The following is a 15,246-nucleotide window of genomic DNA, read 5'->3' as shown; positions in this document are numbered from 1 at the left end:
GCGGCCGCCCTGTCTTTTCGCAAGATGCTGCCTGCAACGCGAATGGTGGTGCTTCCAATGACCGAGACCTTCCTCGACGGACGACTCACCCTCGGCTCGCTGGCGGTGCCGAGCGACGAGGACGTCGCGAAGATTGCAGCGTTGCCCGACGAGGACTACCGGGCATTCCGTTCGCAGGTGCGCGCCCGGCGCAAATCCAGTCCGATATCCGATGCGACCGTCGACGAAGTCTGGGATCGCGCGGTCAAGGCCGTTCAGTCCGTCCACGACAAGCAACGCCGTGCCCTATAGGCTCACCGAACGAGCCGCCCGCGACCTGGAGGAGATTCTGGTCGAGGGAATCCTGCAGTTCGGGCCGATCCAGGCGCTCAGATACCAGGACTCGTTCCGACGAACGTTCGAGCTAATCGCCGATTTGCCAAGAGTAGGAAGACGCAGCCAAAGCGAGGACGAGCGTCGCTTCGTCCATGGCTCGCACATCATCTTCTATCGGATCGGGACGGATGGCGTCGTCATCGAATCCATCGAACATGGCTCGACCCTTCGGGATCCATGGGGCGAAGAGGGACCTTGACCCATTGCGAGCTGCTCCAGCTTTGCGGACATGGACATGATCACCGACACATCCGACAAGCCGCTTGCCGGGGAGCGCACGCGGTTCGTCGCCCAGGCATTCCGGCTCGAATATCTCTCTATCGCATGGATGACGATCGAGGCGGTCGTGGCCGTCTGGACCGGGATCGCCACGGGCAGCCTGTCGCTCCTCGCCTTCGGCATCGACAGCGTCATCGAACTCGCTTCGGCCGGCGTGCTGGTCTGGCGCCTCACGGTGGAACTGAAGCAGGGACAAGCCTTCGCCGAAAGCGCCGAACGCACGGCAAGCCGCACCGCCGGCGTGCTGCTCCTGGCGCTGGCGCTCTACGTCGTCGTCGCGGCGGGCTGGAAGCTCTGGACCGGCGCCGGCGAAGCCTTCTCATGGCCGGGCCTGATCGTCGCGGTCCTGTCCATGCCGGTCATGCTCTTCCTCGCCAGGCGCAAGCTGGCGGTGGCGCGGGATCTCGGGAGCCGGGCGCTGCGGGCCGATGCGATGGAGGCGATCACCTGCGGCTGGCTGTCGCTGGTCGTCGTCGCCAGCCTCGCCGCCGAAGGCCTGTTCGGCGCCTGGTGGATCGACCCCGTCGCCTCCCTCGGGATCGTCTGGTTCCTGGTCAGGGAGGGGCGGGAAGCCATCAGCGAAGACGACTGCTGCTGCGGCTGAGGCGCGTCCGGCGCAGCGCCGAAGCGGGCAAAAGGAAGGGCCGGAGCGTCGCCGCCCCGGCCCCGATTATCTTGGGATCCCTGCCCTATTCCATCACCGCCGCATGCGCGTCGCCGCCGGCCGCCGGCCGCTTCGAGACCTTCATGAAGGCGAGCAGCGGGATGGCGCAGAGCGAGATCATCATCATCAGCTTGAAGTCGTCGACATAGGCGACCATCGCGGCCTGCGCCGAGACCTGCTGGTTGAGGACGGTCATCAGGGTCGTCTGGTCCAGCGGCAGGTTCGACACCGCATTGGTGAAGTTCTCGTTGAACGGCGTCAGCTTGGACACGAGGTCCGACTTGGCGATGACGATGTTGTGGGAGAGCTCCACCGACACGATCGAGATGCCGACCGACGAGCCGATGTTGCGCAACAGGCTGAACAGCGCCGCCGCATCGGCGCGGAACCGCGGCTCCAGCGAGGAGAAGGCGAGCGTCGACAGCGGCACGAAGACGAGGCCGAGGCCGAGCCCCTGAATGATGCCCGAGGTGACGATCGGCGTCTCGTTCATCAGCGGCGAGAAGCCGCTCATCTGCCACAGCGAGACCGCCGTCAGGATGAGCCCGGTCAGGATCAGGAGCCGCGTATCGATCTTGCCGATGATCCGCCCGACGACGATCATCGAGATCATCGTCCCGACGCCGCGCGGCGCCAGCACGATGCCGGTCGTCACCACGGGATAGCCGAGGATGTTCTGCAGCATCGGCGGCAGCAGCGCGAGGCCGGCGAGCAGGATCATGCCGACCACGAAGATCATGACCAGCGCCATCACGAGGTTCTTGTCCTTGAAGATCTGCGGGTCGATGAACGCCCCTTCCCGCCCCGTGATGTGCAGCACGAACGCCCACAGACCCGAGACGGTGAGGCCGAGCTCGATCCAGCACTCCGCCGAGGAGAACCAGTCGACCTGCTCGCCGCGGTCGAGGAACAGCTGCAGCGCGCCGATGAACAGCGACAGCATCGCAAAGCCGAAGAAGTCGAAGCCGCGCCTGCGCGTCGGGGTCTTCGGCAGGAACAGGATCATGCCGGCGAGCGCCAGGATGCCGATCGGCAGGTTGACGAAGAAGACGTAGCGCCAGTTGAAAGTCTCGGTGAGCCAGCCGCCGAGCGTCGGGCCGACGATCGGGCCGACCATGATGCCGGCGCCCCAGATCGCCATCGCCGAGCCGTGCTGCTCCTTGGTGTTGATGTTGAGAAGCACGGTCTGCGACAGCGGCACCAGGGCCGCGCCGCAGATCCCCTGGAACAGCCGGAACATGATCATCTCGTTCAGGCTGGTCGAGATGCCGCAGGCCATCGAGGCGAGGACGAAGCCCGCCGCCGACGCGATGAACAGCTCGCGCAGGCCGATCCGGTCGGACAGCCAGCCGGTCACCGGCGTCATGATCGCCGCGGCGACGATGTAGGAGGTCAGCACCCAGGTGATCTGGTCCTGGGCGGCGCCGAGCGAACCCTGCATGTCCGGCAGCGCGACGTTGGCGATCGTGGTGTCGAGCACCTGCATGATCGTCGCGAGCATGATCGAGACGGTGATCAGGCCCTTGTGCTTGACGCCGGTCCCGCTCTGCGGCGCCGCGGCCGCAGCGCCGCTCACTTGGCGGCGGCCGCCGCGGTGGCGGTGGCCCCTCCGTTGGCGGCCGACGCATCCGCGGTCGCGACGCCCGGCGCGCCGGCAGTGTCGGTCGCGGCATAGGCGTGACCGCCGCCCAGCCACTGATCGAGGCCGAGATCGGCGACGACCGGCTTCAGGAAGTCCGGAACGCCGCGCGACTTGCCGGTGTCGACCGTGATGCTGGCGCTCATGCCGGCCCGCAGTGGCGGCAGCTGGCCGTTCTCGGGCAGATGGATGCGGACGGGGACGCGCTGGACGACCTTCACCCAGTTGCCGGTGGCGTTCTGTGCCGGCAGGAGCGAAAACTCCGACCCGGTGCCCGCCCCGATCGAGCCGACGCTGCCCTCGAAGGTGCGGCCCGGATAGGTGTCGAATTCGACTTCCACCGGCTGCCCGTCCCGCATGTTGGTCAGGTCGGTTTCCTTGTAGTTCGCCTCGACCCAGCTGTTGCCGGTCTCGATCACGCTCATCACCGACGTGGAGGGCGTCACGTACTGGCCGACCTGCAGCCGGTCGGTCTGGCTGACGATGCCGGGCTCGGACGCGGTGACGGTCGTATGCGACAGGTCGAGCTTGGCCGCGTCGAGCTTGGCGATCGCCTGCATGACCTCGGGGTGCTGGTCGGTCGGAATGTCGGGATTGCCGGCCAGCGCCGCCTTGGCGGACATGACCTGCTGGTCGGCGCTCGACAGCTTGCCCTTCGCCTGCTGGAGGGCCAGGCGGGCATCGTCGAGCGCCGACTGCGAGGCGACACCACGCTTCACCAGCGCATTCTGCCGGTCGTAGGTCGTCTGCGCGGTCTGAAGCGCATCGGAAGCGGTCTGGCGATCCGCCACCGCCTGCCGGTACGACGCCTTCAACTTCTCGACGTCGAGCCGGGCGCTTTCGAGATTGGCCTGCGCCTGCTCGACCGCGTTGCGGTAGACGCTGGGATCGATGGTGAACAGCTTCTGCCCGGCCGCGACGTGATCGTTCTCATGCACGAAGACATCGGCGATCTGGCCGCTGACCTGCGGCATCACCGTGACGCGGTCCTGCTGGACATAGGCGTCCTCGGTGTTGATGTAGCGGCCGCCGGTCACCCAGTAGTAGCTGCCGGCCACCACGAGGGCGAGCGGCAGGGCGACGATCAGCAGCTTGCGGATCGGGCGGCGCTTCTTGCGCGGCCCCGGTGCGGCCGAAATCTCCGGGGCGGGATTGGCGGCGGCCGGAGCCGGCGTGCCCGCCGCCTGCGCCGGCGCCTTGGTCACCGCGCTGTCCGGCCGCTCGGCGTCTTCGAAGGACTTCTTGTCTGGCTGGGCGTTCATGCGATTTCTCCGGTCGGCTCCCGCTCGTCGGCTGCGGCGACGGTGCGCTGGTCCTCGCGCTTCGTCATCTTCGCGGCTTCGCCGGCGGACAGATTGCGGCTGATGGTCTGAAGGGCTTCGAACAGCGTCGCCCGTGTCTCGGCGGACAGGCCGGCCTGCGCCTCTTCCAGAACCGACGCGGCGAGCGCGCGCATCGGCTCGAGCAGCGTGCGGCCCTTTTCGGTCGTGAACAGCTGGCGGGCGCGCCGGTCGGCAGGATCCTGACGGCGCTCGACGAGATCGGCGGCGACCATGCGGTCGACGTGACGGCAGACCGTCATCGGCTCGAGCTCGAGCAGCGCGGCGAGCGCCGACTGGCCGATCCCCTCGTTCTTCGAGATCCGGGCGATGATCTGCATCTGCGCGGAGGTCATCGGCAGGTCACGGCATTCCTGATCGAACCGGCGGCGCAAAAGGCGCGCGGTGTCGACGAGCAGGAAGCCGAGACTGGGAACGGACTCATGTGGCATGGCGGGGATATAATAAGCACGATTATCATAAGCAAGCGTAAAACGGCAGCCTGCAGTTCGTCGCAATGCAAAAATTTCTTTGCTTGAATGGTGACGTCTCGATCCCGCGGTCTTCCGGAGAAAAGTCGGTTCGGATCAGCAGGCGCGCAGGCGTCGGAGCGTCCTCGGACGAGGTCGATCCTCGCCCGCGACGTCGCTGGAGCAGCGAAGTCTATGCCGCTGTCTCAGTCTTCGATTCGGGCATCTCGAGCGCAAGCGGAAGTCGGCGCAGCGGCGCGGCTCCGTTCCCGGCGCCGGAACAGCGCCGGCTGCGCCTGCCCTCAGACCGCCAGTTCGCGCTCCGCATAGGCGGCCTCGCCGAAGACGCGGCGGTAGCGGGAGACTTCGGACGGCTCGCCGGTCGCCTTGGCCGGGTTGTCGGAGAGCTTCACGGCCGGTCGGCCGTTGGCCGAGACCACCTTGCAGACCACCGAGATCGGGTCGAGCCCGCCCATCGGTTCCGGCGCGACGCCGCGGAAGTCGTTGGTGAGATTGGTGCCCCAGCCGAAGCTCATGCGCACCCGGCCGTCGAAATGCCGGTAGGTCCGCTCGATCGAGTCGGAGTCCATGCCGTCGGAGAACACCAGGAGCTTCTCGCGCGGGTCCTCGCCCATCGCCTTCCACCAGGCGATGATCTCCTCGCCGCCCTCGATCGGCGGCGCGGAATCGGGACGGAACCCGGTCCAGCCGGCGAGCCAGGCCGGCGCGTTGCGCAGGAAGGCGGCCGTGCCGAAGGTGTCGGGCAGGACGATCAGGAGGTTGCCGCCATAGTAGCTCTGCCATTCCTGAAGCACCGCATAGGGCGCCTTCTTCAGCGCCTCGTCGTTCGGCGCGAGCGCGGCGAGCACCATCGGCAGTTCATGCGCATTGGTGCCGATCGCCTCGAGGTCCGCCTCCATCGCCAGGAGCACATTGGACGAGCCGATGAAGCGGTCGCCGAGCCCCTCCTTCAGCGCCTCGACGCACCAGCGCTGCCAGAGGAAGGAATGCCGCCGGCGGGTTCCGAAGTCGGTGATGCGCAGGTTCGGCAGGCTCTGCAGCCGCTCGACCTTCTCCCACATCTTGGCCTTGGCGCGGGCATAGAGGACATCGAGCTCGAAGCGCTTGAAATTCTTCATCGCGGCCCGCGAGCGCAGCTCGTTGACGATGGCGAGCGCCGGGATCTCCCACATCATGGTGTGGGTCCATGGCCCGTAGAAGTGCAGCTCGAACTGTCCGTCGACGCGGCGCAGCTCGTATTCCGGCAGGCGGAAATCCTCCAGCCATTCGAGGAAGTCGGGCCGGAAGATTTGCTTGGTGCCGTAGAAGGTATTGCCCGCCAGCCAGATCATCTCGCGCTTCGAGAATGAGAGAGAGCGCGCGTGGTCGAGCTGGTCGCGGAGCTCGCCTTCGTCGATGATCTCAGCCAGGCGCACGCCCTTCGAGCGGTTGATCAGCGAGAAGGTGACGTCCACGTCCGGATGCAGGCCGCGGACCATCTGCAGCATCAGCAGCTTGTAGAAGTCCGTGTCGAGCAGGCTGCGGACGATCGGATCGAGCTTGAAGGTGTGGTTCCACACCCGCGTGGCGATGTCGGTCGCAACCATCATCGGAACATACTCCTTCTACGCGGCCGCGCATCGGCCGCGTCGCGCCCGGCACGGCAGTCCGCCCGGCCGTGGCTCCCGCGGGCCGGTCCTCAGCTCTTCTGGTCGCCCAAACGGTTCACGACGCGCTTCAGGCTCGTCATTGACTGCGTCACGTTCGAGCAGTCGTGGACCGCCTCCGCAAGGGCCGTCTCGTCGACCGGCTTGCCCGGCTCGATCTCGTGCAGGAACTCGCAGATTTCCGTGACCCGTCCCTGGATCGAATCGATCGCGGCATCGAGATCTTTGCTCATCGCCCCATTCCCCGTCGAAAGTCCCCCTGAAAAATCCGTTACAGGAAGAACCACGGCGAAGATAGGCCCGCCGCCGCGGGACCGCCGGACGCCGCCGTGCCGGGCTTTCGCGTCAGGCGAAACGGCGGGCCGCGTCGATCGCGAGGCCGAGTCCGACCGAGCCGAAGGCGTCCGACTGGGCGATGCGCGCGGCCGGAAAGCGCGACGTGGCCGCCGCACGGACCGCCGGCACCTGCGCACCGCCGCCGGTCAGGATCACCGTCTCGACCGCCTCCGGGGCAACGCCGGCCACGGCGAGCGAATGATCGACCGCGGACCCGATCCGACCGACGAGTTCCGCCGTCGCCTGCTCGAACTCGGCGCGGGTCGCCGGCGCCTCCAGCAGCAGTCCCGCCTCCTTCAGCCGGATCAGCGTCTCGCCCGCGTCGGACAGCGCGATCTTCGCCGTCTCGACGGCACCGGCGAGGCGATGGCCGGAGCGGTGCCGCAGCATGTGCTCGAAGCGCGCGAGCTTGTCCGGCTCGGCCGCCTCCTTCTTCAGGCCCGCAATGTCGCGCGCGATCTTCGGCGTATAGAGCGTGTTGATCCGATGCCAGGTGGCCATGTCGTTGAAATACCAGACCGGCATGCGCCGCTTGCCGTCGGCGGTCTCGGATCCGAGGCCGAGCAGCGGCATCACCGCGGCGATCGACAGCAGCCGGTCGAAGTCCGTCCCGCCGACATGGACGCCGGTCGAGGCGAGGATGTCGGAGAGCCGGTCGGTGGCGCGCGAACGCTCGGGCGACAGCCGAACCACGGAGAAGTCGGAGGTACCGCCGCCGATGTCGACCACCAGCGCCAGCTCCTCCGCCGTCACCTGGCGCTCGTAATAGAGCGCCGCCGCCACCGGCTCGAACTGGAACTCGATGTGCCGGAAGCCCTGCGCCCGCGCGGCGGCCTCCAGCTGGTCCTGCGCCGCCCTGTCGGCGGCCTCGTCCTCGTCGACGAAGTGGACCGGCCGGCCGAGCACCACCGTGTCGGCTGCGACGGCTGCCCCGCCGGGCGCCCCGGCGAGGCGGTCGGCTTCCTGATCGAGCTGCTGCTTCAGATGCCGGAGAAAGCGCCCGATCAGATCGACGAAGGTCATGCGCTCGCGGCCGACCTGCGTCGTCTCCTCCATCAGCGACGTGCCGAGGATCGACTTCAGCGCCCGCATGAAGCGCCCTTCCGCCCCGTCGACATATTCGAAGACGGCGGCGCGCCCGAAATAGGTCTCGCCGTCCTCCAGGCTGAAGAACAGCGCCGAGGGAATGGTCAGGGCGTCGCCTTCGACGGGCAGAAGCCGCGGCTCGCCGCCGGGGCTCGCCAGGCCGAGGGTGGAATTGGTCGTGCCGAAGTCGAGGCCGGCGAAGGTCTTGGGCATGGCGAGGCTCGCGAAGGGAAAGCGGCACCTGCGGCCCGACCGCCCGAAGAAGGCGGGGCCGGCGCAAGATGCGGTAGCGTGTCGTGGTTCGCGGACCCTTTAGCCGATGCCGGCTCTCATTTGAAGGCGAGCGATCCGGACGCCGCTGCCTCCCGGCCTTCCGGCGGCAGCTGCTCCGATGCGGGATCGCCTGCCGGGGTCAGGCGGCGCCTTCCGTCTCCATGGCACCGAAGGGCAGATCGTCGCGAATGCGCGACAGGACGCCGACGAAGGCCCGGGCGAAGCCGTAGAAGCGCTCGCCGATCTCGCTGCGGTCCGCGACGCGGATCGCGTCTCCCTCGGCGTTGAGGATGGCGAACAGGATCCGTTCGCGGTCTTCTTCGGCGACCCGGACAGCCGCGATCCGCGAGGCATCCTCGAACGAGCCGTCGGACGGCATGTCGAACAGGAGTTCGCCGCCGATGACCTCGGCCGCCGAGCGCACGCAATCCTCGAACGTCTCGACCGAGAGATCGGTCAAGTCCAGCGCGAGCTCGAACTCCACTGCTTCCGCGGTCTCCCCGCCCATGTCCCTGCCAGTCGCATCGTGTTCGGCCTGGAGCCGCATGGCTGCCTCCTCGCGAAAGCGTTCTTTGTTTCACGCAGTTACGCCGACGGAAATGACCGAACTGAGGCAGACGTGACCGGTCTCGGCTGGACAGGCCCAGCGTTTTCGTCGGACATTACCCGGAGAGGACAAGAACCCAACGAGAAGATGTCCTCACGTCCGGGAGGATCGACCATGCTGGGACTGATGCAGGACTGGCCGCTCTTGTGCACCAAGCTGATCGACCACGCGGCGATCATCCATCCGGACCGCGAGATCGTCAGCCGCTCAGTCGAGGGGCCGATCCACCGGACGACCTATCGCGAGGCGCGGCTGCGCGCGCTGAAGCTGGCGCAGCGGCTGGAGCGGGAGGGCATCCGGTCCGGCGACCGTGTCGCGACGATGGCCTGGAATACCTGGCGCCACTTCGAATGCTGGTACGGCATCGTCGGGGCCGCGGCGATCTACCACACGCTCAATCCGCGGCTGTTCCCCGAGCAGATCGCCTGGATCATGAACGACGCAGAGGACCGCATCCTCTTCACCGACCTCACCTTCCTGCCGCTGGTGGAGGCGATCGCGCCGAAGGTGCCGAGCCTTGGGAAGGTGATCGTGCTCACCGACGCCGCGCACATGCCGGCGACGACGCTTCCGGATGTCGTCGCCTATGAGGACTGGCTGGCCGAAGCCGACGGCGATTTCGCCTGGAAGGTCGTCGACGAGAACACCGCCGCCGGCATGTGCTACACGTCCGGCACCACCGGCATGCCGAAGGGCGTCGTCTATTCCCACCGCTCGAACGTCCTGCATTCGATGATCGCGCAGCAGCCGGACGCGATGGGGCTGTCGTCGCGCGACCGGGTTCTGCCGATCGTGCCGCTGTTCCACGCCAATGGCTGGGGCATGGCGTTCACCTGCCCGATGGCCGGCTCCGGCATCGTCATGCCCGGCGCCAAGATGGACGGCGCGTCGGTCTACGAGATGCTGACGCGCGAGAGGGTGACGGTCAGCGCAGCCGTTCCCACCGTCTGGCTCATGCTGCTGCAGCATCTGGAGACGACGGGGGACGCGCTGCCGGACCTTCGCAAGGTGATCATCGGCGGCTCGGCCTGTCCGCGCGTCGTCATCCAGAAGTTCCAGGACGACTACGGCGTGCAGGTGATCCACGCCTGGGGCATGACCGAGACCAGCCCGCTCGGCTCGCTCTGCTCGATCAAGGCGGATTGTCAGGACCTCGAGGGCGAGGCGCTTCTCGACCTGCAGGAAAAGCAGGGCTTTCCGCCCTTCGGCGTCGAGATGAAGATCACCGACGACGCGGATCGCGCCCTGCCGTGGGACGGCAAGACCTTTGGCCGCCTGAAGGTGCGCGGGCCGGCGATCGCCAAGGCCTATTACAAGGGCCAGGGCGCCGAGTTCTTCGATGCGGACGGCTGGTTCGACACCGGCGACATCGCCCATATCGACCCGCAGGGCTACATGCAGATCACCGACCGGGCGAAGGACGTGATCAAGTCCGGCGGCGAATGGATCTCCTCGATCGAACTGGAAAACCTCGCGGTCGGCCATCCCGGCGTCGCCGAGGCCGCGGTGATCGGGCTGAAGCATCCGAAGTGGGACGAGCGACCGCTGCTGGTCGTCGTGCCGAAGCCCGGGCAGACCTTGTGCAAGGAGGACGTGCTCGGCTTCCTCGAAGGCAAGATCGTCAAATGGTGGATGCCGGACGACGTCGCCTTCGTCGAGGAGATCCCGCATACGGCGACGGGCAAGATCCGCAAGACCGCGCTGCGCGAGCAGTTCCGCGACTACGTCCTGCCGACCGCGTCGGACACGAACGGATGAGATCACGGTCGCGCCTGCCTTCAATGCCGGCACGGCCTGCTCTATGCTGCCGCCGGCATAGGGCTATGTGTGCGGCATGAACTCAGTCTACGGGCGCCTCCCCGTCTCGGGGCACTATCTCAGGAAGCGGCTGCGGCTCGCGGGTTTTTCCCGCAGCCTTGCGACCTTCTCGCTGCTCCTGATCGTCATCGGCGTCGTCGTCTTCCGGCTCGGCGGCATCGTGCCGCAGGCGCTGATCGGGCTGCTTCTGCTCGGGGTGGCGCTCGCCGCCCTCGCCTTCGTCGTCGCGCTTTACGGTCTGGCACGCGTCTGGATCCACGGCGTCACCGGCGGCGGGGCGGTCGTCGCCGGCTTCGGCGTATCCTTGCTGGCGCTGGCGCCCTTCGGCCTCGCCGCCTATCTCGCCTTCGCCAACCCGCAGACCAACGCCGCCTATACCGAGGCGCTGGCGCCGGACAGCATCGCCGCGGTCATCGATGCGGCCCAGCCGACCGGGCTGCCGCTCCAGGCGAAGACCCCGGCGACGCCGAGCATCGTCAGCGGCCGCCGCTATCTCGCCGACGCCCCCACGGTCTACAAGGCGGCGCGGGATGTTCTCGACGCCAAGGGTTGGAAGATCGACGGCGTCATCGCCGGCGATCCGGCCGTGGCGGCGGAGCGCCGCGCCAACGGCGACCTCGGCGTCAGCGGCACGGTGGACATCCCGGTTCCGACCCCGCGCTCCAGCGCCGAACTGGAGGCCTCCGCTCCGACGCCGCAACAGCCGGACAGCGATCAATACCGGATTTCCGCCGTCGCACGCGATCCCCTCTTCGCCCTGCCGAGCGACGTCGAGATCCAGATCGTTCAGGACGGCAACGAGACCTTCGTCGACATGCGCTCGGTCTCCCGCTCGATCGGCATCGACCTCGGCCAGAACCGCCGGTTCATCCGCAGCTTCCTCGACGACCTCGACGCGGCGATGACCGGCAAGGGCACGACCGACTGAGCAGGACGCACCGGGAGGGGCCGAGCCGGCGTTGCACGATCGAGCCGGTCGTCCGACCGCTTCACCGCAACTCGAACATCGATCCGGGCGAAGGCTCGGCGTCACTGCTCCGCACGGCGCCGTCCGCCACCAGCGCCTGAAGATGCGCCAGCACCGACAGCGCCGCAGCGCCGGTCAGCCGGGGGTCGAGCCCCCGGTAGATCGCCGTCACGATCTCCGGGATCGTCCGGTCGCCGGCCTGAAGCCGCGACAGGATCGCCGCCTCGCGCATGCGCCGATGCTGGAGGAGCCCGCGCACGAAGGCGGCCGGCCGCTCGACCGGGCCGCCATGGCCCGGCAAATAGCGCCGTTCGGAACGCGCGAGCAGCCGCTCCAGCGACGCCATGTATTGTCGCATCGAGCCGTCCGGCGGCGCGACGACGCTGGTCGACCAGGCCATGACGTGATCCCCGGACAGAAGCACGCCCGTGCCGCCGAGCGCGAAGGCCAGGTGGTCGGAGGCGTGCCCCGGCGTGGCGATGGCCTCGACCGCCAGACCGCCGAGGTTGAGGATCGCGCCGTCGTCGAGCGTGCGGTCGAAGACGAGTTCACGGTCGGCGGCGGCGTCGAGCACGACGTCTCCCGTCTCTTGCCCAGCCTGCGAGCGGATGCCGGCGCCTCCGACGAGCGGCGCGCCAAACGCCTGCGCGGCGCGGCGCGCGAGAGCGCTGTGGTCGCGATGGGTGTGCGTGAGAAGCACGGCATCGACGGTCCGTCCGCCCACGGCGGCGGTGATCGCATCGAGATGTGCCGGATCGTCGGGACCCGGATCCACCACGAAGCAGCTGGCGCCGTCCCCGACGACATAGGAGTTGGTGCCCATGAAGGTGAAGGCCGACGGGTTGTTCGCCGTTACCCTGATGATTCCCGGCTCCAGCGCGATGGCACTGCCATAGGCCGGGTCGAAATCGGTCGAGAGGTCCATACTGACTTTCCGCTCCCCCCTGCAGCCGGAGCACAGAGGCCCGGCATCAGGACCTTCGCCTATCCGAGTCTCAACATCGCGCGACGGCGCGCCAATGCAAGACAAGGCGGCCGCGAGCGCGGCGAGCGATTGCGCCGGCCGGTGAACCGCTTACCTTAGGCCCATGAACCCGCCATCCCAGCCGAATCGTCCGCGCCTACCATGACCGTGAGCCGAAACTATACCGGCCCCTGGCGAAAAACGCCCGGACGCCTGGCCGGGACCGCCTTCGTGCGGCTCTACCAGCTAACGCTGTCGCCGCTCGTCGGCAGCCATTGTCGGCACATCCCGACCTGCTCGGAATATGCCTATGAGGCGATCGCGCGCCACGGGCTCTGGCGCGGCGGCTGGCTGTCGACAAGGCGCGTCGCCCGCTGCGGCCCGTTCGGCACCCACGGCATCGACGAGGTGCCGGAGCGATAGGGTCGGCGGGCGCCGCCCCCTATCCGAGCACGAGCCGGTCGCGGCCGTCGCTCTTGGCCTGATAGAGCCTTTCGTCCGCGCGGCGATAGAGATCTTCGAAGACGCGGTCGGAGCGGGCGAGCGTCGCGGCGCCGACGCTGAGGGTCAGCGCGCCGGCGCCCAGGAAATCGTCGACCGAGCGGCGGGCGGTCTCCCGGATCCGCCGACCGATCTCGGCTGCCGCCTCGCGGTCGGCGTCGGGCAGGAGGACACAGAACTCGTCGCCGCCGATCCGCACCGCCTCGTCCCCGTCGCGGACCGACGAACGGATCGCATCGGCGACCACGATCAAGGCGCGGTCGCCGCTGATATGGCCGTACGTGTCGTTCAGCTGCTTGAACCCGTCGACATCGATGACGAGCAGCGACAGGTCCCCCCCTCCGGTGCGGGCATCCTCCACCATGTCGGCACCGATGGCGTGGAGCCAGCGCCGGTTGTTCAGCCCGGTGAGCGGGTCCGTGACCGTCTGCGCCTCGAGATCGCCGAGGGTCCGGTCGAGATCGAGGACCGTCGACTGCACGCTGGCCATCAGCCGCCCGGCAACATCGTCATAGGCCGATGGCAGGTCCGGACGCTGCCGCTCGGCCGCGTAGCGATCGAGCGCCTCCGTCGTCGCGGCGATCGGCTGCAGCATGCCGGCGACGCCTGCGATCGTCAGCCCCGTCCCGACCAGGGTCGCCGCGAGCGCCACGCCGAGGATCGGCAGGGCGGAGACGAAGTCGCCGCGCGAAAGCGTCCAGCCGACCAGCGCGATCAGCGGCACATGCGTCCCGACGAAGCAGATCGCGATGATCTTGCCGACATAGGACCGCGGCCAGCCGATGCGCTGCATGAAGATATACACCCGCAAGCTGATTCTCCTGTCAGGAAGCCTCTACCGGAAGGTACGGTAGCCCTATGATCGGAAATTGCGGTCTGGAAAAGTCGCCCCGCCGGCCATGGTTTCCGGATCATTAGCGCGAGGCGGGGCGTCCTTTGAGGTGCGGCTCCGGCAGAACGCAGCCGCGAATGCAGGGGAAGCGCGCCTGCCCTTGCGGCCGCAGACTTCTCGAGGGCCCGGATGCCGATGTCCTGCCTTGCGCCGAAGTGGGCGTCCAGCAATCCCGCGCTGGGAGACCCTGGCGACGGACAGGAAATCGACCAGGCCGCTCTTCGATGCGGCATTTTGTACTCGTCCCCGCCAGAGAAAGTCTGATGGCCGGGAACGAAATGCGCTATCGTGTCTTCCATGTCCTAAAGGGAGGACCCGGATGCAGCCGCCGCCGTCCAATCCGAACCTGATGATCGTCGAGGACGAACCGATGGTCGCGCTCGGCCTCGAAGCGCTTTTGAAGGAGCACGGCTACCGGGTCGCGGGCATTGCCGCCGACCTGGCCGAGGTCCTCGCGATCCTGTCGCGCGAGAGCGTCGACATCGCGATCGTCGACATCCATCTGGCCCATGGCTCGGACGGGGTGGAGGTGGCGGAGTTCCTGCGCCGCGATCACGACATTCCCTCGCTGTTCGTCAGCGCCGCGATCGGCGCGGCGGACGAGGCCCGGGCACTGGCGGCACGCCCGCTCGGCTTCATCGACAAGCCCTATGCCGACACCTGGCTCCTCGGCGCCCTCGGCGCGGCGAACGCGATGCGGCGCGAGGGCGTCGACATCTAGGCTGCTCCCTCGGGCGGCGAACGCCTTGCCCATCCCGGGGACCGAATGCGGCGCTTTCCTGAATCGCCGCCTCGTGCCACAGACCATCCGAGCGGGCAGCGCGAGACTTCTCCCGAATGAACGACGACAAGCGGACGGTGCCAGTGGATCCGGCGCTCCTTGGCTGACGCCCTCGCAACCTATGGCGGGCTCGCCCTCTCGTCCTTTCTCGCCGCCACGCTGCTGCCGGGTACGTCGGAAGCGCTGCTCTCCGCCCTCCTCGTCTCCGGCCGCGGCGATCCCCTCCTGCTGGTGCTGGCAGCGACGGCGGGAAACGTCGCCGGGTCGCTGTTCAACTGGCTCTGCGGGCGCTCGCTGATCCGCTTTCTCGATCGCCGCTGGTTTCCGGTGTCGCGGGCGAGCTACGACAAGGCGGTGCGCTGGTACCGGCGCTTCGGCCTCTGGTCGCTGCTCTTTGCCTGGGCGCCCATCGTCGGTGATCCGCTGACCGTCGTCGCCGGGACGCTGCGCACCCCGCTCCCGGCGTTCACGCTGCTGGTCACCGTCGAGAAATTGGCGCGCTATGCCGCCATCGCCGGCGTCGCGCTCTGGTGGACCGGATAGCCGCGCCGCCCGAAGAGAGGCCGGCGGCGGCTGTGGGTCGCGCTCCCGTGGATGGTGCCGCGCCG

16 protein-coding genes and 1 pseudogene are annotated in these 15,246 nt (G+C 68.0%); 8 read left to right on the top strand and 9 right to left on the bottom strand.

Annotated elements, in window-relative coordinates; genetic code table 11:
* Nucleotides 1-57: 57 nt before the first annotated feature.
* From AB5S17_RS09095 to AB5S17_RS09085, 3 genes are read left to right on the top strand one after another with little or no spacing between them, the layout of a single operon-like run.
* Entirely contained in the window at nucleotides 58-291 is a 234-nt protein-coding gene (locus tag AB5S17_RS09095) for a hypothetical protein (RefSeq protein WP_369238443.1), read from the top strand.
* Nucleotides 281-574: a type II toxin-antitoxin system RelE/ParE family toxin gene (locus AB5S17_RS09090; protein WP_369238441.1), complete on the top strand. Its 294-nt coding sequence runs from the start codon at nucleotides 281-283 to the stop codon at nucleotides 572-574. Before AB5S17_RS09095 ends, AB5S17_RS09090 begins: the two co-directional genes overlap by 11 nt.
* 36 nt (nucleotides 575-610) lie before the next feature.
* Nucleotides 611-1,258 carry a cation transporter gene (locus tag AB5S17_RS09085; RefSeq protein WP_369238439.1) on the top strand — a complete coding sequence of 216 codons (648 nt, stop codon included), beginning with the start codon at nucleotides 611-613 and terminating at the stop codon, nucleotides 1,256-1,258.
* An 85-nt stretch (nucleotides 1,259-1,343) separates the two neighbouring features.
* On the opposite strand, the gene AB5S17_RS09080 is transcribed toward AB5S17_RS09085, so the two are convergent.
* The 7 genes from AB5S17_RS09080 to AB5S17_RS09050 all read right to left on the bottom strand — a co-directional run bounded on the left by AB5S17_RS09080 (nucleotide 1,344) and on the right by AB5S17_RS09050 (nucleotide 8,655).
* Nucleotides 1,344-2,894 (bottom strand): DHA2 family efflux MFS transporter permease subunit, encoded by a 1,551-nt coding sequence (locus AB5S17_RS09080; protein ID WP_369238437.1) that lies wholly within the window; start codon nucleotides 2,892-2,894, stop codon nucleotides 1,344-1,346.
* The gene (locus tag AB5S17_RS09075) at nucleotides 2,891-4,219 is read right to left on the bottom strand and encodes an HlyD family secretion protein (protein ID WP_369238435.1); all 1,329 of its coding nucleotides are present in this window, start codon (nucleotides 4,217-4,219) and stop codon (nucleotides 2,891-2,893) included. The genes AB5S17_RS09080 and AB5S17_RS09075 overlap by 4 nt, the downstream gene beginning before the upstream one ends.
* Entirely contained in the window at nucleotides 4,216-4,728 is a 513-nt protein-coding gene (locus tag AB5S17_RS09070) for a MarR family winged helix-turn-helix transcriptional regulator (RefSeq protein ID WP_369238433.1), read from the bottom strand. The genes AB5S17_RS09075 and AB5S17_RS09070 overlap by 4 nt, the downstream gene beginning before the upstream one ends.
* A 320-nt stretch (nucleotides 4,729-5,048) precedes the next feature.
* A complete protein-coding gene (gene pncB, locus AB5S17_RS09065; RefSeq protein WP_369239076.1) occupies nucleotides 5,049-6,353 on the bottom strand; it encodes a nicotinate phosphoribosyltransferase in 1,305 nt (434 codons plus the stop codon).
* A 92-nt stretch (nucleotides 6,354-6,445) separates the two neighbouring features.
* A complete protein-coding gene (locus tag AB5S17_RS09060) occupies nucleotides 6,446-6,646 on the bottom strand; it encodes a hypothetical protein (protein WP_369238431.1) in 201 nt (66 codons plus the stop codon).
* 112 nt (nucleotides 6,647-6,758) lie between these two features.
* Nucleotides 6,759-8,048 carry an Hsp70 family protein gene (locus tag AB5S17_RS09055; protein ID WP_369238429.1) on the bottom strand — a complete coding sequence of 430 codons (1,290 nt, stop codon included), beginning with the start codon at nucleotides 8,046-8,048 and terminating at the stop codon, nucleotides 6,759-6,761.
* Nucleotides 8,049-8,247: 199 nt separating this feature from the next.
* Nucleotides 8,248-8,655, bottom strand: coding sequence for a hypothetical protein (locus tag AB5S17_RS09050; protein ID WP_369238427.1), 408 nt, complete (start codon nucleotides 8,653-8,655; stop codon nucleotides 8,248-8,250).
* 174 nt (nucleotides 8,656-8,829) lie between these two features.
* Here AB5S17_RS09050 and AB5S17_RS09045 point away from each other — a divergent pair, with 174 nt between their 5' ends.
* Complete coding sequence (locus AB5S17_RS09045) at nucleotides 8,830-10,473, top strand: long-chain-fatty-acid--CoA ligase (RefSeq protein WP_369238425.1); 1,644 nt, start codon at nucleotides 8,830-8,832, stop codon at nucleotides 10,471-10,473.
* A 76-nt stretch (nucleotides 10,474-10,549) separates the two neighbouring features.
* Nucleotides 10,550-11,461 carry a DUF1499 domain-containing protein gene (locus AB5S17_RS09040; RefSeq protein ID WP_369238423.1) on the top strand — a complete coding sequence of 304 codons (912 nt, stop codon included), beginning with the start codon at nucleotides 10,550-10,552 and terminating at the stop codon, nucleotides 11,459-11,461.
* 61 nt (nucleotides 11,462-11,522) lie between these two features.
* On the opposite strand, the gene AB5S17_RS09035 is transcribed toward AB5S17_RS09040, so the two are convergent.
* The gene (locus AB5S17_RS09035) at nucleotides 11,523-12,425 is read right to left on the bottom strand and encodes an MBL fold metallo-hydrolase (protein WP_369238421.1); all 903 of its coding nucleotides are present in this window, start codon (nucleotides 12,423-12,425) and stop codon (nucleotides 11,523-11,525) included.
* Nucleotides 12,426-12,626: 201 nt separating this feature from the next.
* On the opposite strand from AB5S17_RS09035, the pseudogene yidD reads away from it, so the two are divergent.
* Nucleotides 12,627-12,878, top strand: a pseudogene (yidD, locus tag AB5S17_RS09030) (membrane protein insertion efficiency factor YidD); the annotation flags it as partial.
* A gap of 28 nt (nucleotides 12,879-12,906) precedes the next feature.
* On the opposite strand, the gene AB5S17_RS09025 reads toward yidD, so the two are convergent.
* Nucleotides 12,907-13,770 carry a GGDEF domain-containing protein gene (locus AB5S17_RS09025; protein ID WP_369239074.1) on the bottom strand — a complete coding sequence of 288 codons (864 nt, stop codon included), beginning with the start codon at nucleotides 13,768-13,770 and terminating at the stop codon, nucleotides 12,907-12,909.
* 406 nt (nucleotides 13,771-14,176) lie between these two features.
* Here AB5S17_RS09025 and AB5S17_RS09020 point away from each other — a divergent pair, with 406 nt between their 5' ends.
* Together AB5S17_RS09020 and AB5S17_RS09015 are read left to right on the top strand one after the other, a co-directional pair.
* A complete protein-coding gene (locus AB5S17_RS09020) occupies nucleotides 14,177-14,578 on the top strand; it encodes a response regulator (RefSeq protein ID WP_369238419.1) in 402 nt (133 codons plus the stop codon).
* A 159-nt stretch (nucleotides 14,579-14,737) separates the two neighbouring features.
* Entirely contained in the window at nucleotides 14,738-15,181 is a 444-nt protein-coding gene (locus AB5S17_RS09015) for a YqaA family protein (RefSeq protein ID WP_369238417.1), read from the top strand.
* Nucleotides 15,182-15,246 lie beyond the last annotated feature (65 nt).

This window comes from Jiella sp. M17.18 (assembly GCF_041027365.1).
Taxonomy (GTDB): Bacteria; Pseudomonadota; Alphaproteobacteria; order Rhizobiales; family Rhizobiaceae; genus VKMB-3413.
The sequence above is the reverse complement of the archived record's forward strand: the minus strand, read 5'-3'. Positions and strand labels throughout refer to the sequence as shown.